This window comes from Sphingobacterium faecale (genome assembly GCF_016746095.1).
Lineage (GTDB): Bacteria > Bacteroidota > Bacteroidia > Sphingobacteriales > Sphingobacteriaceae > Sphingobacterium > Sphingobacterium faecale.
Map to the genome: position 1 here is coordinate 288481 of NZ_JAERTY010000009.1, position 25001 is coordinate 313481.

The window sequence follows — 25001 nt, forward strand, 5'->3', positions numbered from 1 at the left end:
AACCAAAGGACGTGATTGCTTTAAAACAACGCTATCTCGTTACGTTGAAAAATGTATACTCCAGCTTTAGAAATACACCATCTTTCACGGGACGATAAACGGAGCCATAGAGCTGCTTTTGATAAGCAAGATCAATCCTTGCCTGGCTATTGATGATAAATTGTACCGCAGGGACTATATCCATATACGAACGACCGTTTTTGGTAATCGTCTGCCCCACCAATTCGAGCATAGCATTGATATTGGTCTGTTTATAACTAACATAACGCTTGGGATACATCAGCCGCCCAACGGAGAACGTATAGTTCAGAGCATGTGCTCCCTGCAACTCAGGAAAATGATTATCCTTATTGTCCAATGCACGAGCATAGCTCAAATTGGTGCTAAGCGCAACTTTCTTGATGAGCTGGGTAGCAACCAAACCGACTTCAAAACCAGAGTTTTTCCCCATAAGATCTATTGCATCCTGTTGAATGGGATTCTTATTCCAACTGTATCTTCCAAAAGCAGCCATCCGGAAATGGCTTTGTAGATCATCCAGCGAATAAAAGCGATACTTAGCATAGGCACTGGCGCCCGCCAAATCAAGCCGGTCAACAGAATTATCCAGATAGCTAGAAGCGCGAACCATGAGGTTCTTATTAATGCCCCAAGTTATCTCTGGAGAAAGGGCATACATATAGTCGTCTTCAAGATCATTTTTCATTAAAGATTGTCCAACACGAACACTCAGCGAACCAGCAGGCGCATTGCTCGCTGGTTCGGTAACAACAAACAACTCTTGGGCGGCTACGTAACTGCCGCTCAATAAGCAAATGAATATTACAATATACTTCATCTTATAATGCTACTATATGATATACCTCATCGTTGTCCGAAGAATAACTCTCATGTTTTGCATAAGCTTTTGATAACTTCTTGTATTCTTTCTGTGTTACAAACCCTTTGTCGACAACTCTGTACTGCGTGGATTTGGTCTTTTTTTGATCCATGAAAACATAAGAAGCATCTCCTATGCTTGTTTTATCATGCTCCACAGCTAGTTCTTTAGGATCTAAAGTCAATATCATCGAGCCAACAAAAAATCCTGCTTTTTCTACCGCATCCTTTAAAACTTTTGGATTTACCATTTGGTGATCATTAAAAGAAATTGTAAACGTATTGGTATTCAAATCTGTCGCCACATTGGATATCTGAGACAGGGATTTCAATTGCTTATTAATAGCATTAGAACACATAGAACAGGTCAGTCCTGTAGCCATAATGTCAACTTTGGAAATCTGTGCATATCCGCCAACACTTGTCATCAATAGGAAACAAGCTGCTATAAGTGATTGTATGGTGATAGTTTTCATGTTTATATTATTTTTTTATTTGTGAAATAATTTGTGCTTCTGTGGGATTGATCATTACAAGCTTGCCCGACCGATCAAACAGATAAGTTGCCGGCAAGGCATCGACTCCAAAGGCGATAGCAGACAGGGCATCAAATCCTTTTGGATCGATCAATTGCTGATACTCCAGCTTATCCTGTTGAATCGCTTTAAGCCACTTGGAATGGTCTGTATCGATAGAAATCCCTAGGATTTCAAAGTCTTGCTTTTTGTATTTATTGTACATCTTCACAAGATTTTTATTGGCCTTTCGGCAGGGCAAACACCAAGATGCCCAAAAATCCACCAAAACTGTCTTCCCTTCGAAAGAACGAAGGGATACACTGGTGTTTTTATTATCTTGCAATGTGATATCAGGTAATATGTCGCCTATTTTGACCTGCGCATAAGAGCTGCTAACAAACAAGAATATTACTACCCACAGTATATTTATCGGTTTCATATGTATATAATTATTCGTGCATTTAATTGTTTTCTTGATGGAACTCATAAATGCTTCGCATTTATTACATGATCCACCCGTTGGAGGATCGGTTTGATTTTCAGTTGCCATTAGCTCGCTCCGACTTATCGGAATGGAATACGTTCACACAAGAATTCAACGCATAAACTGAGCGGATCCCGTACTGAAAACAACTTGAAAATGAAAAAAGGTTGCCTTAAAGGCAATTTGGACAAGACAGACTATGGGCTGTCTACAGAGAAATATTAGCTTATTTTGGGAGGAAGCCAGATCGCACGAGCATCGTTTGAGTGAAAGTTCTCTACGTAAAAATGCTTTTGCTTTTTTTCTAAAAATTCAATAGTAATATCTTCATCGCTGATGTTGGATACCAAAGGGGTCTTCACATCGACCGTGTGAGATGCACACGAACAGGCCTTACAGCCACCTTTGCATAAATGCTTTTTGGTAGTGTCGGTTTTCTTGCCCTTACAGCAGGACTTATCGGATGACATCTTTTTACAACATACCTTGGCCGTGGCTGTGACAGGCCGTGCCATGATAGATTGAGGCCCCATAAACAGGGCTATCATCACGAAAAACAGTATGTAAAGCTTCTGTGCCATTGTACTAGGAGTAAAAATAGGATTTTTCGAGCGTTTTTCTATCAAAAAAATTGTAATCTAACTGATACATGAGGTGTCAGTTGTCAATTTCTTGTCTAATGTAAGATCAAATACATGCAGAAATCTTTATTTTTTCACAAGCCTCGTAAGATATTCACCGTAACCAGACTTTTTCAAAGGATCGGCAATCTTTATCAATTGCTCCCGGTCAATATACCCCATACGATAAGCAACCTCCTCGATAGCGCCTATCTTCATTCCCTGCCGCTCTTCAATAACCTGCACAAATTGTCCGGCCTGCATGAGTGACTGAATGGTACCGGTATCCAACCAAGCTGTACCCCGATCAAACACCCCAACCTTCAGTTTACCTCTTTTTAAATACTCTTTGTTTATATCTGTGATCTCTAGTTCTCCACGACTGGACGGCTTGATGCCTTTTGCTATCTCTACGACATCATTATCATAAAAATACAAACCTGGCACAGCATAATTCGATTTAGGATCAGTGGGCTTCTCTTCAATAGACACCACTTTGTTTTCCTCATCAAACTCCACTACGCCATAGCGCTCAGGATCATGTACCGGATAGGCAAACACAACGCCCCCCTCTGGGTCTGCAGATGTCTGCAACAGTTTAGACAACCCAGAGCTATAAAAAATATTATCGCCCAATATCAAAGCGACCTTATCCTGACCTATAAACTCTTCCCCCAAAATAAACGCTTGCGCCAAACCATCCGGACTAGGTTGTTCCTTATAGCTAAACCTACATCCCAACTGAGAACCATCACCCAATAACTTCTCAAAATTAGGTAAGTCCTGAGGCGTTGATATGATTAATATCTCATTGATACCGGCCAACATTAAAGTGGACAAAGGATAATATATCATAGGTTTATCATAAACCGGCATCAACTGTTTAGAAACAGCGAGTGTCAAAGGATGTAAACGTGTCCCCGAGCCTCCAGCTAATATTATTCCTTTCATTATTCTAGATATTGGTATTTAGATATTAGTATTTAGACTTAAAACTCTAATATCGACATCTTTTCATTACTATTGTTTATTCAACATCTCTACAAGACTGACTTTCCAGTTAGGTACTTCTACCTTAAATGTACGCTTTATCTTCGATTTATCTAGCAGAGCGTACTTTGGTCGTTTTGCAGGCGTTGGGTATTGTATCGTAGGAATGGGCTTTATCTTGCACTCCAGTCCTTTTATCTCTTTGATAGCACACGCGAAGTCATACCAAGAAATCTCTCCTTCATTAGAATAGTTATATATTCCTCCTACCCAATCGTCTCCTTCGATCACATCAAAGATAGCACGTGCCAGATCTTTTGCATACGTAGGCGAACCAATCTGATCATTGATAACAGCTACCTCCGTCCGTTCAGTCATTAAACGAAGCATGGTTTTCACAAAATTATTACCGTAAGCCGAATAAACCCAAGAGGTACGGATCACAATAGATTCTGGAGCCCATCTTAAAATTGCCTGCTCCCCCTTCAACTTCGTCAGCCCATAAGTATTTATAGGACCTACTGCTGCTTTTTCTGTCAATGGTGTATCTGAAGTTCCATCAAATACATAATCAGTCGAAATTGCAATCAATCTCACGTTATGCAATCTACAGTATTGCGCAATTTCTTCCGAAGCTAAGTGATTGATCAAATCAGCCTGTCTTGGTTCAGACTCTGCCTTGTCTACCGCTGTGTATGCCGCTGTGTGTATAATCAAATCCGGTTGGTACATTCCAAGAATATCCTGAATAATCAAAGTTTGATCCAAAGGAAGTTGCCTACGGTCTAAGAAATAAGTTTCATATCTAGGGTTTGTCTCCAAGTACTCCCTTAATTCTGAGCCCAGCTGCCCGTTAGAGCCTGTTACTAAAATTTTCATTGCTTATTTGTTGATATAGTAAAGATGTCGATAACTCATCTCCTACAGCGTTGCCTTAAACTCTGCAAAGGATTGCGCCTCTTTGTCTTTGTCCGAAAGCAACATATCATATACAGGGACCTGCCAATCAATTGCTAGATCGCTGTCTAACGGATTTACCCCACATTCGGATTCTTTTTTATAGAAATTGTCGCATTTATAAAAAAATGTGGCTGTTTCACTCAACACCACAAACCCATGCAGGAAACCACGTGGCACGAACAACTGCAAATTATTTTCATCCGACAATGTAACCGCTATATATTGGCCAAAAGTGGCTGAGCCTACACGTACATCTACAGCGATATCCAATACTTCTCCATGCAATACACGTACAAGCTTCGCTTGGGCATACTCACCTTGCTGTGCATGCAGCCCGCGCAATACTCCTCTAGTAGAATATGACTGGTTATCCTGTACAAAGTGAACTTCAGTACGTGTTACTTCATTAAAAGTCTTTTCATTAAAACTCTCCATGAAATACCCACGACTATCTCCATATTTCATAGGCTCCAAAATAAAGCAGCCTTGCAGTTTGGTCTCTGTAACTTTCATTATTTGTTATTTATTAACCCTACAAACCTTTATTTATACTGCTCGCTATAATAGTTTTGATATTCCCCAGAGGTGACATTATCCAACCAGACTTGATTATTTAAAAACCAATCTATTGTAATAGACAACCCCTCTTCGAAGGTGACGGACGGCTTATACCCCAATTCTTGATTGATCTTGGTTGCATCAATAGCATATCGCAAATCATGCCCCGGCCTATCTTTCACAAAAGTTATCAATCTTTCAGATGTACCTGCTTCCCTTCCTAACTTCTGATCCATCTGTCTACAAAGCTCTCGGACCAAGTCAATATTTTGCCATTCGTTAAAGCCTCCAACGTTATAGGATTCTCCGCTGTTACCCTGGTGAAACACCATATCTATGGCTTTGGCATGATCAATGACAAAAAGCCAATCCCTTGTAAATTTGCCATCCCCATAAATAGGCAGAGGTTTGTCGTTTAAAATATTATGTATACAGAGCGGAATCAATTTTTCAGGAAAATGATTCGGTCCATAGTTATTAGAACAATTTGTCAAAACCACAGGTAGACCATAGGTATCATGGTACGCTCTTACAAAATGATCTGAGGAGGCTTTAGATGCCGAATAAGGCGAGTGCGGGTCATAAGCTGTATCTTCAGTAAATAGGCCTGTATCGCCAAGAGTTCCATAAACCTCATCAGTAGACACATGATGAAAGCGCTTGCCTTCGTAATCGTCTTTCCAGATGTCACGTGCTGCATTTAACAGATTTACGGTACCAATAACATTGGTCATTACAAAGGCAAGTGGATCTGTTATAGAGCGATCGACATGAGATTCTGCCGCCAGATGAATCACACCATCGGGCATATACTGCTGAAAAATTGCTGAAATATGTGCTGCATCGGTAATATCGGCTTTGATAAACGTATAGTTACTCTTTCCCTCTAGATCTTTCAAATTCTCCAAATTACCAGCATAGGTAAGGGCGTCTAAATTGACGATATTATAATCCGGATATTTATTCACAAACACCCGTACTACATGCGAACCTATAAAACCAGCCCCCCCTGTAATTACTACTGTCCTCTTCATTCCACGAAATTAAGAATATTTAACCAAAAAAAGGGATATCGCAATCACACGACAAACAATGGACCCTAGAAAGTTCTATCAAAAACACATAGTATACCCTAAATTTTATTTTACAACACTAACTTGTATTATTTGTGCAAAAATTATTGAAACCAATAAAATTTATCTTATATTAGCATCATATTAGCCGCTGTAAACAAGGCTACTAAGACAAAAACCGTATATGAAGAACGTATCCCAAAGACTCACTCCTTGGCTAAATAAGATAGCTAATGGTTTGTCCATAATATATAAAAAACAGCCCCCTAACGTGGAATCTGTAGAAAAAAGAGTGCTATTGGATCAAGAAAACAGAATCCCAGGCAAATACTACCCCGAGTTTGATGATTATAAAGACAAACACAGGTATCGTCACATGAACCCTTCGGATAAGAGACAAGCAAAACCTAGCCCTCTTCGTTCATTCCCTAAAAAGGATATTTACAAATGCTTTGGCTGGCAACTTCATCCCTATGATATTGAAAAATTAGCATCTTATATAGATAGCAACCCCAAGTTATCACGAGTGATTAATGACAAAGCGTTAATTGGAGCATCAGAAGCAGACATCCTTATACTGACCAGTGGATCAGGGAAGTATCATATGGATAGCTTTTTATGCGATTTAGATACTTCCGAAAAATTAATCATCATAGCTTCTGTACGTGATCTTAAGAGCGTACAACAGGACATCAGCCACCGTATAGATGCCCATTTTAATAAATTGCATCCATTTTCACAATCAGATTTTAACGAGCTTATTGACAAACTGATCGATGAGGCGACCAATATGCCTACTAAAGACTCAAAAAAAGACAAAAGAATGAAGGAGTTAGAAGGCTAAAAATATTTTATTACCTTTGCTGCCTGTGCGGCATTTTATAATTTCCATTTTCATCATGCAGCTGTCCCGTCATTTAGTTTAAAACGCACAGGGGTCGTCTACACTCGAAAAATCCAGGAGCCGGAAATTATTTCACCTTTATTTCGAAAGAAAAAAGCCTCCTTATGAAACAAAACCAGCCCATTCTCTGTTTTTGTTTCAATATACATGATGATCAAATTTCCAAAAATAAGAACCACCCTCAGTAAAGGCGTCACACTCCCCAGCTTAGTGTTTATATTAGGAGTATGTCTACTAGCCGCTACCTTTCCTTTACTTACCGAAAATCTACTAAATACAGTTAAATCTTTCATCTTTGTCAATCTAAATTGGGTATACGTATGGGCTGTAACAATCTTCGTTATCTTCCTCGTTTATCTTATGTTCAGCAAATATGGTGATATCAAGCTGGGTAGTAACGATAGTAAACCTCAATATTCATTTTTCTCTTGGGTATCTATGCTGTTTGCAGCAGGCATGGGAATAGGGCTAATGTATTTTAGCGTAGCCGAGCCCATGCAACATTATTCAGATCCGGTATTCGAAGGAAATACATTGATCAATCGCGCCAAGAATGCACAATTATACACTTTCTTCCATTGGGGCATACACGCGTGGGCAATATACGGTATGGTTGGGCTCTCTTTAGCCTACTTTGCGCACCGCTATCGGCTCCCCTTATCCTTGCGCAGTGGATTCTACCCTCTTTTGAAAGAAAAGATCAGCGGCCGATGGGGGAATGCCATCGATGTATTCGCCTTATGTAGCACCTTCTTTGGAATCACGACCACGCTCGGATTTGGTGTAGTACAGATTACTTCAGGATTAGAAACTCTTCATATTATTCCAGAGAGCAGCTTTACCTATCAGATCGTTATTGTTGCTGTACTGGTATCTTTATCCATATTCTCTGCAGTATCTGGCGTAGACAAGGGCGTACGTATACTTAGTAATGTCAATGTAGCCAGTGTCATCGTACTCCTTCTGGCTGTACTGGCCCTCGGACCGACGGTCTATCTTATCGGTAGCTTTACGGAAGGTCTGGGCAATTACTTCAACAATTTCTTCAACCTCACCTTTGGCACTCACGTGTATGAGGAAGATACCCTACCTTGGTTCTACAACTGGACCATCCTATACTGGGCTTGGTGGATCTCTTGGTCGCCCTACGTTGGGCTATTCATCGCCAAGATATCAAAAGGACGTACCATCCGCGAATTTATAGCAGCAGTCCTCATCCTACCGACGCTGTTCAATTTTATATGGATGTCGGTCTTTGGCAACAGCGCTATGTGGATCGACCTTAACATTGCCGATGGGGCATTGAGTAAACTGGCTACAGACCCCGATGCGCTCATGTTCCGTTTCTTCGAATACCTGCCCCTGTCCACGATATTTAGCTTTGCCACCATTCTGATCATCGTAATATTCTTTGTTACTTCTGCTGATTCAGGCATATTCGTAATGAATGGTATAGCTACTAAGAACGCAAAGATATCGCCCAAATGGCAGATTGTATTCTGGGGAGTATTGCTAGCTACACTAGCTCTCTTATTACTCAACGCTGGTGGATTACAAGCTCTACAGAGTATGACCCTGATTACAGCCTTGCCCTTTTCCATTATTGTACTCTTATTTATCGTTAGCCTCGTCAAGGCGCTGGCTATAGACAGAAGCTACTATGAAAAGGATTTTTCCGCATCGACTGTACCCTGGTCTGGGGAATCTTGGAAAGAGCGCATGAAACAGATTGTTTCCTTTAAGGATAGCAAGTCTGTAGACAGGTTTATACAGACTACGGTACGCACTGCTTTCGACGAGCTCCAAGCAGAATTTCAGTCCAACGGCATCGAAGCCCAGATTAATACCTACGAAGATCCCAAAAGAATTGAGATAGAAATCCATCATGATGTGGTCAACAACTTTATATATGGCGTAGAGAACCGGGGCCGTGAAGTATCCGAATACCTCCTAACGGAAGATAATCTACCTGATATACGCGAAGAGGAAAACCATTTCCCGAAATCCTATTTTGGCGATGCCCGCGAAGGGTATGACGTACAGCTATTCACCAAAAACGAGTTGATATCTGATGTACTCAAGCATTACGAACGCTTTATCGAAATCATCGTCGAACAACGCAACGAAATGTTTATTAGCATTAATGCAAATCGCCGCATGAAGTAATAGCCAGGCAGGCGGGGAAAAGGGGACTACCTTCTTCTCCAACGCCGATGTGCCACGTGTACCATTGCGATACGCTGTAGCTGTTTATTATGAAGTACCCATCCACCAAAAGCTCCGATCAGACTACCGATAACGATATCCAAAAGCCGGGCTGCAAACAGTAGATTTGTGTCTACGCTAAAACCAGATCCGATCTCCGCCAAAAAAAAAGTCAGTGGTGTAATGAATATTACAGCAAGAGCGTAATGACGTACAACAAGCATTTCGATTATAAATTGCAGCGCTAATATGGCTAAACAAAGATGCAGGGCTGTAGGATTGATGGCTAGCAACATCCAGGTAAAGCCTAAACCCACAAAAGTACCCAGTATCCGGTGAAAACTGCGCCTCCCTACATGAGCTACATTGAGTCCCTGCATGACTGCCAGACAGGATATTGGTATCCAATAGGGATTGTCTAATCGAAGCAAATGTCCCACTAATAAGGAGAGACATATAAAACCTCCAATAACAACAGATTCAATCACCATAAAACGGTCTGCAGTACGCACAAACAGTGGAGACACCTTGGACGGTATCCGTCTAAGAATATACAAACTATAAAATAGGGCCAAGAGACATGCAAATATGGTTCCTAACGCAATCAGCCCTACCTTAGTCGGAAGTGCTGCCATATCAAAAGGCATACAGCTTGCCATCGATGCGATCATAATGAAGAAAAAATTGCGAGGCGGCTGTAGAGAGAAATAATGCACAATCCAGTTGACCGCAAAGGCAAATAACCCCAAAGCTAAGGCTGAAAAAATCGGATCAAAACTAAATGCTGCACCTACCGCAAAACTAACGATAAAACCGAAAGCACATAGAAGTAAGGTAAGCATTCTGTGCTCCATACTTGTCGATGGCATATATAGGATTACCAGCCCCCCGATACAGGCCAACACTCCATAATCCAATCGCCCTCCAAAATATCCCAGCAGTAGAGGCACTCCTGTACAAAGCGAGGCTAATAAGGGAATATGCCACAACCGTTCCGTCTTTTTCAGCTGAAATAATAAGCGTAGCTCTTCTTTTGCTATCGTTGCTATCCTTTCCACAATATTTCGATCACTAATAAAGCAAATTTACAAAGCACTATCTTTAAAAGCAATTAACCCTTAACCCGTATTTAACCAAACCATAACAATCTATTAGCGAATCAAGAGTATTATCTTAACATCTACACTCTAAGTTTGTACTAAACACAAACTAACACTATGTCTACAACCTTACTCCGTTTATTAAGGCCACTTGTGTGCCTACTTCTCATTATTTTAACTTTTGCATTCCATTATCAGGCACAAGCTCAAGGAACACAAGCGTCGATCAATGGACGTGTCACAGATGAACACGGCAACACGGTGAGTAATGCTACCGTGCGTATACGCAATACGTCTACAGGTTTCATCACAAGCACCATTACCAACGAACGTGGGATGTATGACCTCAAACAGCTTCCGCTCGGGGGGCCATATGTCGTAACTGTACAATCTCTAGACAGTGGAGAAGGTTCGGCAACAGGTATACAACTCAATCAAGGTGATGTCGCCCTAGTCAATATAGCCCTATTATCCAGCTCTCGTTTACTCGATGCCGTAGAGATTCAAGCGAATGCCTTGCAGAACACAAAAGACTACCTAGGTGCTGCCACCGCTTTCTCTTCCAAAGATATACGTTCACTACCGGTCAATGGACGTAACTTTACATCGCTTACCGATCTATCGCCATTGGCACGTGGAGGGAGCATTTCTGGGCAGCTAGGCTCGTCGACCAATTTTACCATAGACGGCATGAATGCCAAGAACCCTACATCTGCCGGAGCGACCACTAGCCGCAGCGGTGCTCCGTATTCCATCTCTATGGAAGCTGTACGTGAGTTTAAGGTCGTAACCAATCAATACGACGTCACCTTCGGACGTAGTGGTGGCGGCACTATATCTGCCGCTACAAAAGCTGGAACTAATACGGTTACAGGTTCCGTATTTGGTTTCGGACGGGCTGATTGGCTGACGAGTAATTATGATATCCGTGGTAATAAGCGTATCGGCGACTACTCCACCTATCAGTTTGGATTCTCTTTGGGAGGCCCCATCATCAAGGATAAGCTACATTATTTTGTCGTATGGGACAGACAACAGGATAATCGCTCTTTATTGATTGCTGATGTACGCTCGACCTCGAATGAAGAACTCTATAAAATAAGCGGCTCCACATTGGATCGCTATATGGGTATTGCACGAAATAAATATGCCATATCTGATCAACCTCAGACAGGCGCTATTGCCAAAAAGAGAACTTCAGATGCCGTCTTTCTAAGATTGGATTATCAGCTTAATGAAAAGAACCTACTGACTATCCGTAACAATCTTACCTATGACTACAACCCTATGGGCCTGGGCGACAATACCAGCATCAATATTTTAGAATCTTGGGGCAATGATAAAAATTTTGATAATAGCTTATTAGCTACCTTACGTACTTCTGTCTCCCCACGCATCACCAACGAACTCAAGGCGCAATACCTCTACGTATATCAAAATAGTACACAGAGCGACCTGATTGGTAAAAACTATATTCCCCGCGCTATTGTAGAAAACGTGTCGTCCGATATCAATGGCAAATCCCTAGCCACCAACATACAGCTGGGAGGTCATCGATTTGCGCAGGAGAGCTTCCGCAATAACGTCTTCCAAGTCTCCAACAATCTATATTACGACACCGACTTTGCTAAATATACTTTCGGGGCAGACCTCATGGCCACACGCTCTAGCTCGATCTACGGATCAGAAGTAAACGGTAGGTTCCACTTTACGACAACAGCTAAGACCGCTACTGCTGCAGAAATCCCCGCTTTAGACAATTTTGAGAATCTCAAACCATACCGATACTACCGCGAAGTACCGCTTAAAGATGATATCTCGGTAAAAGGTACGATTGCCAACATCGGAGTCTATGGGCAAATGAAAAAAAATCTGATGCCAAGTTTAGAGATGACAGCAGGCATACGCCTGGACTATGCATCTTATCCCAAAGCAACCTTCAATCAGATGGTACATGACGAACTCGGCATACGTACCGACAATAAAATCAGTTCCTTCATCGTACAGCCCCGACTTCAGTTTTCTTGGGATATCAATGAGAATCAAACCGATTTTCTCCGTCTAGGAGCAGGTATATTCGCATCCGACCTCAACAACTATGTCATCATCAACAACCTGACATTCGACGGTTCTAATCTAGCTACAGTAGACGTACGTGGTAACGATGTACCTACACCCGATTTCATTAACTACCGTAAGGACAATAATACTATCCCTTCTCTCGCCCAGCACCAATTGCCTACAATCAATTATACGGGCGATGATGTTAAAGTACCTACAGTCTACAAAGCCAATATCAATTATAGCAAGTTCATCACGGACAGGTTCAAAATGGGCATTACTGGGTACATGACATTGGGACGAAACAACTACACTTATATTGAGCGCAATATGGTCGACCAACCGTACTTTAAACTTACCAACGAAGCCAATCGTGGCGTATTCGTACCTGCTGACCGCATCGATAGCAAGACTGGACAACCCGATTGGAAAGATGGCCGTAAATCTAACAAACTAGGCCGTGTATTGGAACTGACCAGCATTGGTAAGATCAATCAATATGCAATCGTACTAGACGCTACCTACAACTACTTCAAGGATGGTACTATCACTGCAAGCTATACATGGAATGATACTAAGGACAATACCTCTTTCAATGGTAATGTCGCTAATACTGCTACCCTCGTACAACCTGTCGTCGATGATCCCCGAGATCTTAGCATGATCACCTATTCCGACAACCAATTTCGCCACAAAGTAGTCGCCTATGGTACATTACCAACATGGTATGGGATAGCTGTTGGCGTGCGCTATACAGGACTAGGGGGTACACGATACACTGTTCGTTCGGGAGCCAATACAAATGGAGACTTTGTAACACCTGATAATGATCTTGCTTACATTTTTGACTGGACTAATACAGCATTACCAGAAAATATTATCAAAGGGTTTAACGGAATCCTGGACAATCCCGAGGCTAGTCAAAGTCTAAAAGATGTATTAACAAAATACAAAGGCCGCATTGCAGAACGTAATGCCGGAGAGAATAGTTTTTTTGGAACTGTGGATATCCGTATTGCCCGCAATTTTAGGTTTTACAAAACACACGGTATAGAAATTTCTGCTGAAATCTTCAATTTTGGTAATCTTCTAAACAAAGAATGGGGAGTAAACCATTCCTTGGGCAATCAGACGCTATACAAAGTCAATTCTTTTGATGCCGCTAAGCAAGAGTTTGTCTATAGTGTTAATTCTGTGGGGGCCAAAGGTTACTCAGGCAATCCCTATCAAATTCAACTCGGATTGAGATACGCTTTTTAAAACTGGAAATTACGCTTCAAAAAATAGCAGATTGCGTAATCTGATCCATAAAGACCACTTGTAAATACAAGCGGTCTTTTTCTTTTTCTAAACATCATATTTTAACAAAAAAACGCTAGCTTAGTGCATACAATATACTGATTTATGTAGTCAATCAGTATAACAACCTATAATCTATTATATAGACAAGATTAATTAAAACCATTATGGAACCTACTCCACAAAAAGGCAAGCGTCTTACTTCGTTAGACGCACTCCGCGGCTTTGACATGTTTTTTATCATGGGGTTGGCGGGCATCGTCATCGCCGTCACGAAGTTATTCCCCGATTCAACCGTTATGCAATGGCTAGAAAGCCAGATGCACCATGTAGAATGGCACGGTCTGACTCATCACGACACCATATTTCCATTATTCCTATTTATAGCAGGGATATCATTTCCCTTTTCTCTAGAAAGCCAACGTCGGGCCGGTAAAAGTCACCGTGAGATTTATAGGAAGATCATCAAACGCGGCATCACACTTGTACTATTAGGCGTTGTATACAATGGTTTCTTCCAACTCGATTTTGAAAACCTACGCTACGCCAGCGTCTTGGGCCGTATAGGATTAGCCTGGATGTTTTCCGCATTACTATTCGTACGGTTTGGTACCAAAACCAACCTTGCCTTAGCAATAGTGCTCTTAGTCGGGTACTGGCTAGCGCTGTGGCTGATCCCAAATTCTTCCGACCCCTACTCCTTTGAGGACAATCTAGTTGGCACTGTAGACCGTATGTTACTACCTGGTAAGCTCATTTATGGCTCTTTTGATCCAGAGGGGTTATTGAGTACAATACCCGCCATAGCTATGGCCATGTTTGGTATGTTTACTGGACAATGGATCCAACTACCATCGGAAAGATACCCAGACACAAAAAAAACAAGCTATATGCTCATCGCTGCGGTTCTATTAATACTGATCGGCTATATCTGGAGTCTACAATTCCCTATTAATAAGAAACTATGGACCAGCTCTTTTGTTTGTGTCGTTTCAGGTATATCCTTAATCTTATTTTCTCTATTTTATTACATCATGGATATCAAAGGATACACGCGATATGCGCTATTCTTTAGGGTAGTTGGTCTCAATTCTATTAGTATTTACCTAGCCCAGGAAATCGTTAGTTTTTCGAAGATTTCCAATTACTTTCTAGGAGGCCTCATCAAACACCTGCCGGAACTATACGGCGGGCTACTCAGTCATATTGGTTATTTTACGGTATGTTGGTTCTTCTTATATTTTTTGTATAAAAAGAGTATATTCCTTAAAGTTTGAGCCAAGTCCGACCGAGAGAGGTAAATATTATATATTTTACCCCTCCACATTTTACTGCTAACCGAAAAGCTCCCAAATATTTGAGAGCTTTTCAGTTAATCTAGTCGATAGAAACAACCTTGCCTCCTTCGTCGATCTTAAATTTGAACGGGTAATAATTTTGACTTACCATACGACCATTCTGTGTTTTTCCTTCTCCTTTTTTAGTTGTGTTTATTGTAAAACGCTGTTTAATCTTACCATCATCACCAACTGTAAACTCGTAATCTGCCAACGCATAATTCTCGTACTCCTCTGGGATCAAACCAGCGGCCTCACCGACTTTATAAGGAATCGGTTCTACGTCAAACTCTTTAATAGCGACTGTCTTTGTTTTTGGAAGATTAGTCATCTTATGTTTCGATCCAAAAGTTTCTTGCGGTCCCTTCACACCATCAGCAGTACTGAACACTTCCTCGGTCTGCTTGTCTCCATCCCAATAGATAACTGTAATCGTACCAAGCTCCCCATATAACTCTTCCTTGGCCTTAATCGTTAATTCCTGCACCTGTTTTTCGCCATTGAAATTTTTATCGATGAGCTGTTTTACAGCTTTACCGCCACCTTCATTTTGTGGGTAAACACCACCATCTCCACAAGAGGTCATCAAGAGCACACCTGCTAAAGCAGCTAGAATTGTAGTTTTAGTCTTTTTCATTTTCCGATTAATTTTGTTTGTTCCTTTTTCTTTGAACTACACCAAAGCTACAGATATTAACTTTACATACGCTGAAAATGACCTGACGATTTACGATTCGCGATGATATACCAACAAATAATACGAATTGTAAATGAAGGGCATTGAACTACCCAGTTTTTCATACTATGAGAAGAATATATTTTTTAGTGTTGAATTGTATTTTTCCATATCCAATACATCCTAAAGGAATAAAAGTGTTTTATATCTCTTTTTCCAAACAAAAAAGGTCAAGGTTAGTTATTATAACTAAACAGTAAAGAATTAACAATCTATCTAAAGAAATAAAAATGAATCTAAAATCAGATCAGCCCCAAAGGCAACCGTATGTAAAACCAACTCTAAATATTACCTATATCGAACTTGAGGAGAGCATCGCTGCAGCTTCTGTTCAGCCAATAAATAACTATCCCGAAGTTAAAGAAGAATGGGATGAACTTGGGGATGTAATCCAAGATGTAGAATGGTAAATTGTCTCAAACCAAAAGAAATTATGTCACGACTAAACTACTTATTACTTGCTATAATAGCAACAATCGTATTCTCATGCTCAAAAAACGAAGATGGCTACAAAGATGGTATGGCAACTATCAAGATAAACTTTTCTGGCACGGCGTCGATCAATATGAACAGTAAAACACCAAACAACCCCAGCTCTTACACAAAAGGTCTAGAACAGCTTACGTCAACACCTATCCAAGACATAGAAATACGCTTAAACGAGAAATATAAAATTATTGCAACGTTAACCGCTGAGCCACCAAAAAAAAATAAAGCTGGAACAGAGAATCATATTCAAACGAAAAGCAGAGTAGAATCAGACCTACCTCTAGGTACAAAATATAGAGTTATCGCTTATGACGCTTCAAACAATTTAATCGAGTACAAGGATTATGCAGTCGGCACTCCCCTCAACAGTGATGACTCCTTCCGAGTGCCTGCCGGAGAACGTTATACCTTTGTTGCTTACTCCGTAGGTACTACGGAAACCAGTGATTTGGATGATATCGTGCCCTCTGGAAATTTCAACGATGCCAAGTTTAACAATGTAAACGGCAATAGACATTTTATGTACTATGTTAAACCTGCCAGCAATTATTCAGAAGGACTAACGACACTAGATATAGTATTAAAACACGTATTCAGTGAGATAAAGACGATCATTACACTCGATAATGCTGTATCTGGAACTCTAGAGACTATTGACGCGATGATCAAGCCTCATCTTAACCAAGTAGATATAAAAGTTGATGGCGCCAGTCCGGATTACAGTAATGGTATCGTTTCGACTTCGGGAGCTACGGTGAGCTTTATTAATTCCAACAATGGCCGAAGCGCAGAAGCAACGACCATCGTGACCGCTGCCGATCAAACGTCGACTGGCGGAGGCAGCTTAATCATCACGGATATTAGTATAAGTGGAGAAAGCAGTACGCAGGTCCCACCAGTAACTGGTCTTAAAATCATACCTGGGGGACGCTATACCCTCACTCTAAATGTCAAGCAGTTTACACCCGATGGCCCCACTGATATTGATTACGGTGATGCCAAATGGGCATTAGGTAATTTAGTTTACGACCCTTCGACAGAAATATATGGCTTTGCGCCAACTAGTGGAGATTATGGAAACTATTGGTTTCCAGACTATCTATTGCCGAAGCGGTTAGATATTTCTAATCCAAACCCAGACTCACCAGGAGATGTGAACGGCACAAATGGAGACCCCTGCTCTTTGGTGCTACCTCTTGGTAAATGGCGACTACCAACAGAGGCAGAGTTTAGGTCTATTGTTCGTGTCAGCGGTCAACCATTCCCCCCTCTAAGATACATCGGCACCTACAATGATGAGGTTACGAACACTGGAATGTTTCTTGATATCAACACTCATCCAGGAAGTGAATATGAAAAATATCTTTTCTTTGTATATGGTGGGTCGTACAATGATAATCCTTCCAGTGTAACACACCTAGGTACTACAGGATACTATCTATGTACATCTCCAACCTTTCCGGGAGGTTATAAGATGATGCAATTTGGTAACAACATAAATACTGCAGAAATCGCTACTTCTATAAATCCAAAATCTGCGATGCAGATACGTTGTGTAAGATCGAACTAGAATTAGAAGGCTGAATCAAAGTATTGATTCAGCCTTCTAATTCTAACATATGACTCGTAGAGTTTTCGATAAAACAATCTACCGTTAAAAACTGGGATCAGTAATCGGATAATACTTCACTAAAACATCCTTCTTAATAGTATCCTTACCCAACTTTTGACGAACAATAGAGGTATTAATTACGGTAATGTATTTCACTGGATCTCCACTGGATTCAAAAACAATAACTTCGGCAAAACTACTGGAATCGATATTTTCTATCGGTTGTTTTAATAGGCTCAAATCTCCTGTATCCAAGTGCTCTATCAACTCATCCTTGTTTTCGATATAGGGGGTCTTCGCAAATGGTTTACGCCTGACCATCCAGGTATCATTCTGTTCTGAAAAAGGCTCGGATGCCTTGCCAAGCATCACAGCCAATACTACACTTGTCAATATCACAGCGAACTCACCAAACCACAGCATCCATAGGAGACCACCACTTACCGTCGAGCTGCCCTCTACACGAAATGTTCCCGCTTCATTCAGAGCGACAATCTCTTCTACCAAGGCTTGAGGATGGGTAAACAAAAAGAATATATTCTCCAAGAGTGAGGTAAATCCCTCCTGATCACGATTTACGGAGAAACCGTTGGTATTGTACATAAACTCATCAAAAAATATCCATTGCATGTAATAGGCCAGCAAGCCATAAAACACCCCGATAACAGCTGCAACCTTGATATTTCTGATTTTTCCAAAACCGATCCCTAGGTCGATAAAAAAACCTAGTCCAAGACCAAACATAGCGGCTGATATTGCAGCAAACCAAATATTTGGAATCCAATGGTTGACAAGGACATATATAAGGGGTAAAAGGATGCAACCTAATATTCCAAAAAGAACGGTTTTCAATATTCCTACAACGGAGAAAGCCCCAGAGGGAATGTATTTTTTAATCATACAAGTTCATATTTGTGGGCAAAAGTAAATAAAAACGAAAATTGATAACAAACTTAATGTCGATTATCATAAGTGAACGGAAAACCCAACATAAAAAACTAGTCACAAATAAGGACCAGTTTTATAAAAACCGAGCTCTTTTAAAAATCTATTTGTTTTACTTTACGATCGATCTCCTTCCTTCAGCTTTTGAAATACAGGCAATTCTTTTAAATCTGCCATGCGAGCTAATTGGGTATACATTTTATGTGATTAAGTAAGGGTACTTTTTTAATTATTAAAATTTATAGCAGTACAGCAACAATTAAATAATAAAAGACCTTACAACCACAGTCGGAAATGAAACTAGAAGAATATATTTTATTTTTTGTTACAAACAGGTCCAATTTTCCAACCAATAATAAGACTGTATTTTTTATACCGACAAACAAGTAATAATATTGCCTATCTCGTTGCAATCCGTGAATTTGTGTTTTTTTTAATCTCGCCATCTGAAAGCAAACGACTGAACAACAGGCTCTATATCCTAAAATTCACACCCTGTATTAAATATTTTTTGTATATTAGTTTGTTATGGAACTAGCAAACATTACAAAACAAAGGCTTTTGGATGCTCAGAACAAAGGATACACCGCTATCATAACGACGTACAACTCCAATCCACTGGATCCCATCTGGACCTTTGAAAAAGTAAAAAGAGAAAGATTAAAACAATTTTCAGAAGAACTCACAGATACTTTTCAGCTGTGCTACTCTATTTCTGAAGCAATCAAAACTATAGATGAATATGCCTTCATCGGAAAAGTAAAATTATTAGATTAAAATAAGTGGGCAATGCCCACCTATTTTAATCTTCTGTCTCAACAATTGTATCTGCAAGCCTTATAATTATATATTTGGACCTCTCCAACGATCAACAACATCCCCAGCCATCACCATTGCTGCATTCGCCGCTGCCTTAATAAGATTTCCAATAATTCCACCACCCTAGGTTTCTAAGAGTTCTTTTTCCGTTAGATTTTCCATTACAATAGAGTGAGGTCTTGTTAAAATGACATATGAAGCTTTCTTCCCAAAATCTTGTCAAATGGGTTAGGAATACAACCTCCAGGACTAAGGATACCATAATCACCTCCCTGTCCATCATTTGGATTCCAGACACCACCGTCCAGTTGAATTGTTTCTTCTAAATCTAACACGGTTAAGTTTTTGTTTTCTAAATTTTTCATAACGTTTATTTTTATTGTTTGTTTCTATTTTACATATCAATCTGAAAACGGACCTTTTGCCCTTTCTTTATTAATCCGATATCACTGGGAGACACCATACATTCGGCAACAAGGTCATTATCCACAGAGATTTCAACAATGGGCTGCCCTTGTATTAAGAAATTACCCTCATTGCCCCCCGATAGATTGACCAAACGGCCTGCTATTGGAGCACGGATAACATAGTTATCGCCTTCAATTTCTATTTGCGAAATATCATTGGTTACTGTGGTCAGTTGACGCTGTATATCTCTTTTTTGCGCCTGCCACTGTGCCATTTGCTGCTCTTCAAGAGCTTTGACCTTACTTTTGATATTCTTGAAACTAAAGTAGGTTTTATCGTATTCGGCCTGTGGGATTCCCTAAAAGTAAAAGCAGTTTTGAGCAAATAAATAATTCGTTTATGATTAGCTCCAGTGGCTTTACAATCCGTATTTCAGAATACTTGTTCCGAAAAAGAGAAAATGAAAATTAGAAAAGAGGGCCAAATAAAGCTATAATCAGGCTTTAAGGCAATAAAAAATAGAATGATGAGAACTTGGTAAGGATTTTGCAACACACATTCAATAAAAACAAATAGTTACTCTATGTCTGCGTTAAACAATATTATCATAGCGACTTTGTCCTTGTTTGCAATTATCAGCTGCAATCTGAAACCTGCGGAAACAGCTTCACAAGAAGAGATAACAGATCGGTCAATAAATGTAGAAGGCAACTATGTGGATACCGCATATGAAAAAAGAGCCGAAGGCTATGATTGGGTGGGTATGTCGGTACAGCGCTTATCGGATACTGTTATTAACATCAAAGTCCGGTCAAGAGCAGATCTAAAAGGGCCGACCTGCACCTTAGATGCTCAAGCATTCCAAACCCGAACCAACGTCTATCGCACGATGCTCGAAGGAAAACCCGTACTTCTATCTTTCGATGAGGAGAGTGTAAGTATAAAATCAGAACTCGTCAATGATTCTACCATACTCTACTTTTATTGCTCCGGGGGAGCATCTCTAGGAGGGCGATACAAAAAAATCAAAGAGAACTTGGATCCCAAACAGGTAGACCAAACTTCCTTCATCAAGAACCTCAAATTCAATGGTATTTCTTTTTCAATCCGAAGTAAGAACGATGGGGATAAGGAGCTATTAATGATTACTCCTACAGGATTGTCCATAGATAACGACATACACAGCCACGATATCACTGGTCAGACCGTATTAGATGCTCAAATTGGAGACATGAACGGCGACGGATATCCAGAAGTACTGGTATATACGCAGTCTCATGGTAGTGGGAGTTACGGAAATATAATTGGATACTCCGTCAATAAAGGTAAGTCTCTAAGCCAAATCTACTTTTCTCCTGTAGCCGACAATCCCAAGATCAGTACCGGTTATTTGGGACACGATAGCTTTAACTTGACAGGAACATATTTGACACAAAAATTCCCCCTATACCAGGAAGGTGACACCAATGCCAATCCTACAGGTAAACGAAGAGAAGTACTATACGAACTAACAGACGGAGAAAATTCGCGTATATTAACAGTGCATTCTGTTAAGGATATCTAAACAACTTAGGTTATCTATTAAATTCAGGTCCTCCGAGCCCCAAAAGTACAACACTTATCAAGCGAGATACTTTTCCTCTTCGTTATCGAGGATGGCGGGCCGTTCAAAAACAATAAATTTTTGATAAATAGCGTGTTTGCTCAACTCAGGCGATAATAAGTATCCTCCTATATGTAGTTCCAAGCCATTGAGTCTAATTTCAGCAAGCCGTGCCGCATCTACCACAATAAAGAGTTCCCGTGCTCTTGTTTTTGTGGATGATGCTGTAAAAAACAAACGATTAAACTGCCTAAGCCGCACTTCCTTGCGTCTAAGAAAACCTATCTCTTCTACACAGATGCCTTTATATTGTGGAGATAAAAATAAAAGCTCCAATCGCAGCTTAACCACCGTATTTCCTGTATCAGAACCTTCACTATTTGCAGCATAACATACTGAAAGACGCAAATCTACAGCGTCTTGAAAAAGAAAAATCCTTCCTGTCCTATTACTTTGTATATAGGCCAAAAAACCCAAAAGGATTATTACCAAGGTTAACAACACTTCATAAATCATAGATAGCTTGGGATTGCCTGGGAGCAAGCCTTACGACGAATTTAAGAAACTTTAAATTGTAAAAGAAATTTCTTATTAAAAAAAATACATTTAACGCGTGATTATTAATCGTTGAAGACCAGTAGTTATCTAAAAATGTTAGCCTTTCTGTCCAAAACGTTTTACTTCGACCTTTTTACTCTTAACGAACAATTTAAAAGTCTTTAACTGCATTTCTTTCCCAACCTCAACTCTTACAGCCTGTGCTGACTGATCTATATATACATGTTCAGGAAAGACATTTATATCTGGATAAATAACATATTCTCCTTCAGGTAGGTTAAACTCAAACCTTCCTTGTTCATCACTCCGGACCGTGAACATTTTCCCCTGCTCATTACGTGCAACTATAGTATAGACATCTAATCTGGTATTGGTTAATAAACTTAGCATAGGATCATAATCCAACGATAGTCGCCCCTGTACAATTCCTACTTTATTAAGAGGGATTTCCAAACGTGTCATACTTCTGCTAATATCTACAACCTTGGAGCCTCCTTGATATTGATGCTTCAATGGAAAAAACAACATATAGTTACCATAGGACATTTTTTTGAAAGTAGCTTGCCCTTTCTTATCCGTAACAAAGAGGATGTTACGTACCGTAAATTCGTAATTTACCGCCTTTTCGTCACCGGCATCAAATATAGAATTACCGTTATTGTCATAATAGCAGAAAACCTGCATATCTCCTGATTTAACAGAGGGCCGATCCAAATCCTGCCCTTTAAGCTGTTGCTTTACACCTACCTGTAAATTGGTATAATCATACCTATACCCCGTCACTCCAACATTATATATGTACTGAAATACCGCTTGTAACTGTGTCAATTTAGCGACACGGTACTGTCCTTGTATATTACTATTAAGAGCGCGCCCCCAACCTTGGTTAACCTGTCCACTGACACTACCATTCCAAATTATCCTGCGCTGTAATAAATCCCCCTGATAACGCGCTCCTAGCAAATACCGCTTTCCTATCTCTCTGCCCATAATCAGACTACTCATCATATCGTAGATCTGAAATGGGCCACTTTGATAATTTCCAAAGACGCCTAGCCGTTCGTAATTATACGAGAAGTCTGTACGTGCCACGAAGGTATTGGACCACCTCTGTTTCAGCGATGTGCTGCCTCCCTCGATGGTCAGGAAAAGACTATGTTTTAAATCTTTGGAGCGGAGATTTGCAGTAGTAAGAATTAACGCATACCGGGCAGATAATTTAACAAATTCATCCTGCAGTATATAGTCTGCATATTCATTACTGTAGCTCGGCACAATACTCAACTGTCCCCTAGAAGATAAAGGTATAGAAAACGGCATGTCCCATTTAGACATCCCGCTACTGAAAGAGTAAAAATAAGGGTTAAGATGCTGTGGCCTGTAATCAGTATAGGAATATCCCATACCTACGCCCACCTGTTTTAGGCGGCGATTGACCCGTTGAACCAACTGTACCGTACCTCTCCTATTACCTGGAAAATAGCCGGTGCTATAATAGTTGTCACTACTAAAATCCCAACCATGCCCCTGCTTCTTCATTTTCAATCCCACCGCCAATGAAGGCATACTTTGCTCATTATAATACAGACCATGATATTGTTGCACACCAGCTCCCATAAAACCCTCTAAATGAACACCACCGGGCACTGATGGGCGCAAAATATCAAAACGATTAGTCCATAAAACAGAACTAACACTATCCGTCCGGTTATTATCATATAGAATTTGTCCCTCATACCGCTTCCTAACTGGACCATCCTGGCCCAGTTGTACCCTAGCAAAAGCTGTCAAACCTGGATTAGAGCTTCCATAACCTCCAAACAGGTTAGGCGTACGCTCTACTAGCCCAAACGAAATACCTTGATCCAACGCTGTATCCCGATAGGTATACGTCCCGCCTCGCCCATAAAACGGAGCGTCTAAGCTCTCCTGTATATTACCTAAAATCACACCATGCCGCCCTTTTTCATATTCCAAGAAGGTATTATTGACACTCAAACGCGAATCTCCCCCCCAGCGGTTTATGGCTGTACCGTAACGGACACGCCCTCCCAATAGCCGATAATATCCTTCAGAAAAAAGGTTATAGGACTGCTCTTCATCCAGAATATTAGACATACGCCACTCGATATAGTTGGGACTGTATCCAGAGAAGGAACGATCTGGAGCAAACATTTGTTGAAAATTCCGGTTAGAAGATACATTTGCATAAAGAACACTAAGATTACCGAATACATCATTGTTATTATATATCCCAGCAACACGTACAGTATACTGCGGCAAAGTCATCATATACCGCTCCACCAAAAAAGTATGCCTTACGACGGTATCCCTTCCCGACCGAAGAGATAACTCAATTTGCTGAAATATCACCTTGCCCACGCGATCTGGAGAAGACAGAAGAAGTTTGACGGTCTCGTCCGTAGTTCCTGCATTGATCACTCTGAACAGCATTTCAATAGAATCCCCTACATTTCGTAAATATTGGGTACCGGAATTATCTTGGAGTTGGATCGAACGCTTATCGGCAACCTCCAGATTGATCGTTTTAGCCCACACCTTTCCACTAATTCGTTCATGTAGCAATACCTTAAAGCTTTTGTCCTTGAGTCCTCCTAATGATTGCGGCCTTAATTTGAGTGATAGAAATCGCTTCTTTCCGGGCTCAATGCGTACGGCGAGCTGTGAAGTACTAAGACCAACAAGATCGGGAGGCAATTCTAAGGTTACATACCCCTCAAAAAGAGCGGCACTACTATTCTGGAATTCTACTTCCAGACTATTTACACCTGCCTGTAATGACATACTAGGTACAATCCGCCATTGTATAGGATTATTTTCCT

The 25001-nt window shown here is 40.5% G+C and carries 23 protein-coding genes; 8 read left to right on the forward strand and 15 right to left on the reverse strand.

Annotated elements, in window-relative coordinates; translation table 11 throughout:
* Nucleotides 1-31 precede the first annotated feature (31 nt).
* The 8 genes from JKG61_RS16985 to rfbB all read right to left on the reverse strand — a co-directional run bounded on the left by JKG61_RS16985 (nt 32) and on the right by rfbB (nt 6043).
* A complete protein-coding gene (locus tag JKG61_RS16985; RefSeq protein WP_202104145.1) occupies nt 32-838 on the reverse strand; it encodes a hypothetical protein in 807 nt (268 codons plus the stop codon).
* Between the two features lies 1 nt (nt 839).
* Nucleotides 840-1355: a heavy-metal-associated domain-containing protein gene (locus JKG61_RS16990; RefSeq protein WP_202104146.1), complete on the reverse strand. Its 516-nt coding sequence runs from the start codon at nt 1353-1355 to the stop codon at nt 840-842.
* Between the two features lie 7 nt (nt 1356-1362).
* Nucleotides 1363-1836: a TlpA family protein disulfide reductase gene (locus tag JKG61_RS16995; RefSeq protein WP_202104147.1), complete on the reverse strand. Its 474-nt coding sequence runs from the start codon at nt 1834-1836 to the stop codon at nt 1363-1365.
* 266 nt (nt 1837-2102) lie between these two features.
* Nucleotides 2103-2462, reverse strand: coding sequence for a hypothetical protein (locus JKG61_RS17000; RefSeq protein ID WP_202104148.1), 360 nt, complete (start codon nt 2460-2462; stop codon nt 2103-2105).
* A gap of 126 nt (nt 2463-2588) precedes the next feature.
* Nucleotides 2589-3452, reverse strand: coding sequence for a glucose-1-phosphate thymidylyltransferase RfbA (gene rfbA, locus JKG61_RS17005; protein ID WP_202104149.1), 864 nt, complete (start codon nt 3450-3452; stop codon nt 2589-2591).
* A 69-nt stretch (nt 3453-3521) separates the two neighbouring features.
* A complete protein-coding gene (rfbD, locus tag JKG61_RS17010; protein WP_202104150.1) occupies nt 3522-4370 on the reverse strand; it encodes a dTDP-4-dehydrorhamnose reductase in 849 nt (282 codons plus the stop codon).
* 42 nt (nt 4371-4412) lie between these two features.
* Nucleotides 4413-4964 (reverse strand): dTDP-4-dehydrorhamnose 3,5-epimerase, encoded by a 552-nt coding sequence (rfbC, locus tag JKG61_RS17015; RefSeq protein ID WP_202104151.1) that lies wholly within the window; start codon nt 4962-4964, stop codon nt 4413-4415.
* Between the two features lie 29 nt (nt 4965-4993).
* Nucleotides 4994-6043, reverse strand: coding sequence for a dTDP-glucose 4,6-dehydratase (gene rfbB, locus JKG61_RS17020; RefSeq protein ID WP_202104152.1), 1050 nt, complete (start codon nt 6041-6043; stop codon nt 4994-4996).
* A 223-nt stretch (nt 6044-6266) separates the two neighbouring features.
* Here rfbB and JKG61_RS17025 point away from each other — a divergent pair, with 223 nt between their 5' ends.
* Entirely contained in the window at nt 6267-6926 is a 660-nt protein-coding gene (locus JKG61_RS17025) for a hypothetical protein (RefSeq protein WP_202104153.1), read from the forward strand.
* A gap of 207 nt (nt 6927-7133) precedes the next feature.
* Nucleotides 7134-9152: a BCCT family transporter gene (locus JKG61_RS17030; RefSeq protein ID WP_202104154.1), complete on the forward strand. Its 2019-nt coding sequence runs from the start codon at nt 7134-7136 to the stop codon at nt 9150-9152.
* 26 nt (nt 9153-9178) lie between these two features.
* On the opposite strand, the gene JKG61_RS17035 is transcribed toward JKG61_RS17030, so the two are convergent.
* The gene (locus JKG61_RS17035; RefSeq protein WP_317192419.1) at nt 9179-10249 is read right to left on the reverse strand and encodes an FUSC family protein; all 1071 of its coding nucleotides are present in this window, start codon (nt 10247-10249) and stop codon (nt 9179-9181) included.
* A gap of 159 nt (nt 10250-10408) precedes the next feature.
* Here JKG61_RS17035 and JKG61_RS17040 point away from each other — a divergent pair, with 159 nt between their 5' ends.
* Together JKG61_RS17040 and JKG61_RS17045 are read left to right on the forward strand one after the other, a co-directional pair.
* Entirely contained in the window at nt 10409-13612 is a 3204-nt protein-coding gene (locus JKG61_RS17040; RefSeq protein ID WP_202104155.1) for a TonB-dependent receptor, read from the forward strand.
* Nucleotides 13613-13818: 206 nt separating this feature from the next.
* Nucleotides 13819-14928 carry an acyltransferase family protein gene (locus tag JKG61_RS17045; RefSeq protein WP_202104156.1) on the forward strand — a complete coding sequence of 370 codons (1110 nt, stop codon included), beginning with the start codon at nt 13819-13821 and terminating at the stop codon, nt 14926-14928.
* A 100-nt stretch (nt 14929-15028) separates the two neighbouring features.
* Here JKG61_RS17045 and JKG61_RS17050 read toward each other — a convergent pair whose 3' ends face one another.
* Nucleotides 15029-15625 carry a hypothetical protein gene (locus tag JKG61_RS17050; protein ID WP_202104157.1) on the reverse strand — a complete coding sequence of 199 codons (597 nt, stop codon included), beginning with the start codon at nt 15623-15625 and terminating at the stop codon, nt 15029-15031.
* Between the two features lie 329 nt (nt 15626-15954).
* On the opposite strand from JKG61_RS17050, the gene JKG61_RS17055 reads away from it, so the two are divergent.
* Nucleotides 15955-16134: a hypothetical protein gene (locus JKG61_RS17055; protein WP_202104158.1), complete on the forward strand. Its 180-nt coding sequence runs from the start codon at nt 15955-15957 to the stop codon at nt 16132-16134.
* A 23-nt stretch (nt 16135-16157) separates the two neighbouring features.
* Nucleotides 16158-17783 carry a hypothetical protein gene (locus JKG61_RS17060; RefSeq protein WP_202104159.1) on the forward strand — a complete coding sequence of 542 codons (1626 nt, stop codon included), beginning with the start codon at nt 16158-16160 and terminating at the stop codon, nt 17781-17783.
* Between the two features lie 84 nt (nt 17784-17867).
* Here the strand turns inward: JKG61_RS17060 and JKG61_RS17065 are convergent, their stop codons facing one another.
* A complete protein-coding gene (locus JKG61_RS17065) occupies nt 17868-18725 on the reverse strand; it encodes a hypothetical protein (protein ID WP_202104160.1) in 858 nt (285 codons plus the stop codon).
* A gap of 573 nt (nt 18726-19298) precedes the next feature.
* On the opposite strand from JKG61_RS17065, the gene JKG61_RS17070 reads away from it, so the two are divergent.
* Nucleotides 19299-19547 carry a hypothetical protein gene (locus JKG61_RS17070; RefSeq protein ID WP_021068247.1) on the forward strand — a complete coding sequence of 83 codons (249 nt, stop codon included), beginning with the start codon at nt 19299-19301 and terminating at the stop codon, nt 19545-19547.
* A gap of 224 nt (nt 19548-19771) precedes the next feature.
* Here JKG61_RS17070 and JKG61_RS17075 read toward each other — a convergent pair whose 3' ends face one another.
* Both JKG61_RS17075 and JKG61_RS17080 read right to left on the reverse strand, forming a co-directional pair.
* Nucleotides 19772-19954, reverse strand: coding sequence for a hypothetical protein (locus JKG61_RS17075; protein ID WP_202104161.1), 183 nt, complete (start codon nt 19952-19954; stop codon nt 19772-19774).
* Between the two features lie 29 nt (nt 19955-19983).
* Nucleotides 19984-20271, reverse strand: coding sequence for an HlyD family efflux transporter periplasmic adaptor subunit (locus JKG61_RS17080; protein WP_202104162.1), 288 nt, complete (start codon nt 20269-20271; stop codon nt 19984-19986).
* Between the two features lie 309 nt (nt 20272-20580).
* Between JKG61_RS17080 and JKG61_RS17085 the strand changes: the two genes are divergently transcribed.
* Nucleotides 20581-21561 (forward strand): hypothetical protein, encoded by a 981-nt coding sequence (locus tag JKG61_RS17085; protein ID WP_202104163.1) that lies wholly within the window; start codon nt 20581-20583, stop codon nt 21559-21561.
* A 57-nt stretch (nt 21562-21618) separates the two neighbouring features.
* On the opposite strand, the gene JKG61_RS17090 is transcribed toward JKG61_RS17085, so the two are convergent.
* A complete protein-coding gene (locus tag JKG61_RS17090; protein ID WP_202104164.1) occupies nt 21619-22116 on the reverse strand; it encodes a hypothetical protein in 498 nt (165 codons plus the stop codon).
* A gap of 138 nt (nt 22117-22254) precedes the next feature.
* Nucleotides 22255-24963, reverse strand: a complete 2709-nt coding sequence (locus JKG61_RS17095; RefSeq protein WP_202104165.1) for a collagen binding domain-containing protein — start codon at nt 24961-24963, stop codon at nt 22255-22257.
* Nucleotides 24964-25001: the final 38 nt, after the last annotated feature.

Excerpts from the sequence above, each read along its gene's own strand:
- JKG61_RS16985 (WP_202104145.1), bottom strand. The coding sequence starts at position 838 with ATGAAGTATATTGTAATATTCATTTGCTTATTGAGCGGCAGTTACGTA.
- JKG61_RS16990 (WP_202104146.1), bottom strand. The coding sequence starts at position 1,355 with ATGAAAACTATCACCATACAATCACTTATAGCAGCTTGTTTCCTATTG.
- JKG61_RS16995 (WP_202104147.1), bottom strand. The coding sequence starts at position 1,836 with ATGAAACCGATAAATATACTGTGGGTAGTAATATTCTTGTTTGTTAGC.
- JKG61_RS17000 (WP_202104148.1), bottom strand. The coding sequence starts at position 2,462 with ATGGCACAGAAGCTTTACATACTGTTTTTCGTGATGATAGCCCTGTTT.
- rfbA (WP_202104149.1), bottom strand. The coding sequence starts at position 3,452 with ATGAAAGGAATAATATTAGCTGGAGGCTCGGGGACACGTTTACATCCT.
- rfbD (WP_202104150.1), bottom strand. The coding sequence starts at position 4,370 with ATGAAAATTTTAGTAACAGGCTCTAACGGGCAGCTGGGCTCAGAATTA.
- rfbC (WP_202104151.1), bottom strand. The coding sequence starts at position 4,964 with ATGAAAGTTACAGAGACCAAACTGCAAGGCTGCTTTATTTTGGAGCCT.
- rfbB (WP_202104152.1), bottom strand. The coding sequence starts at position 6,043 with ATGAAGAGGACAGTAGTAATTACAGGGGGGGCTGGTTTTATAGGTTCG.
- JKG61_RS17025 (WP_202104153.1), top strand. The coding sequence starts at position 6,267 with ATGAAGAACGTATCCCAAAGACTCACTCCTTGGCTAAATAAGATAGCT.
- JKG61_RS17030 (WP_202104154.1), top strand. The coding sequence starts at position 7,134 with ATGATGATCAAATTTCCAAAAATAAGAACCACCCTCAGTAAAGGCGTC.
- JKG61_RS17040 (WP_202104155.1), top strand. The coding sequence starts at position 10,409 with ATGTCTACAACCTTACTCCGTTTATTAAGGCCACTTGTGTGCCTACTT.
- JKG61_RS17045 (WP_202104156.1), top strand. The coding sequence starts at position 13,819 with ATGGAACCTACTCCACAAAAAGGCAAGCGTCTTACTTCGTTAGACGCA.
- JKG61_RS17050 (WP_202104157.1), bottom strand. The coding sequence starts at position 15,625 with ATGAAAAAGACTAAAACTACAATTCTAGCTGCTTTAGCAGGTGTGCTC.
- JKG61_RS17055 (WP_202104158.1), top strand. The coding sequence starts at position 15,955 with ATGAATCTAAAATCAGATCAGCCCCAAAGGCAACCGTATGTAAAACCA.
- JKG61_RS17060 (WP_202104159.1), top strand. The coding sequence starts at position 16,158 with ATGTCACGACTAAACTACTTATTACTTGCTATAATAGCAACAATCGTA.
- JKG61_RS17065 (WP_202104160.1), bottom strand. The coding sequence starts at position 18,725 with ATGATTAAAAAATACATTCCCTCTGGGGCTTTCTCCGTTGTAGGAATA.
- JKG61_RS17070 (WP_021068247.1), top strand. The coding sequence starts at position 19,299 with ATGGAACTAGCAAACATTACAAAACAAAGGCTTTTGGATGCTCAGAAC.
- JKG61_RS17075 (WP_202104161.1), bottom strand. The coding sequence starts at position 19,954 with ATGAAAAATTTAGAAAACAAAAACTTAACCGTGTTAGATTTAGAAGAA.
- JKG61_RS17080 (WP_202104162.1), bottom strand. The coding sequence starts at position 20,271 with ATGGCACAGTGGCAGGCGCAAAAAAGAGATATACAGCGTCAACTGACC.
- JKG61_RS17085 (WP_202104163.1), top strand. The coding sequence starts at position 20,581 with ATGTCTGCGTTAAACAATATTATCATAGCGACTTTGTCCTTGTTTGCA.
- JKG61_RS17090 (WP_202104164.1), bottom strand. The coding sequence starts at position 22,116 with ATGATTTATGAAGTGTTGTTAACCTTGGTAATAATCCTTTTGGGTTTT.
- JKG61_RS17095 (WP_202104165.1), bottom strand. The coding sequence starts at position 24,963 with ATGTCATTACAGGCAGGTGTAAATAGTCTGGAAGTAGAATTCCAGAAT.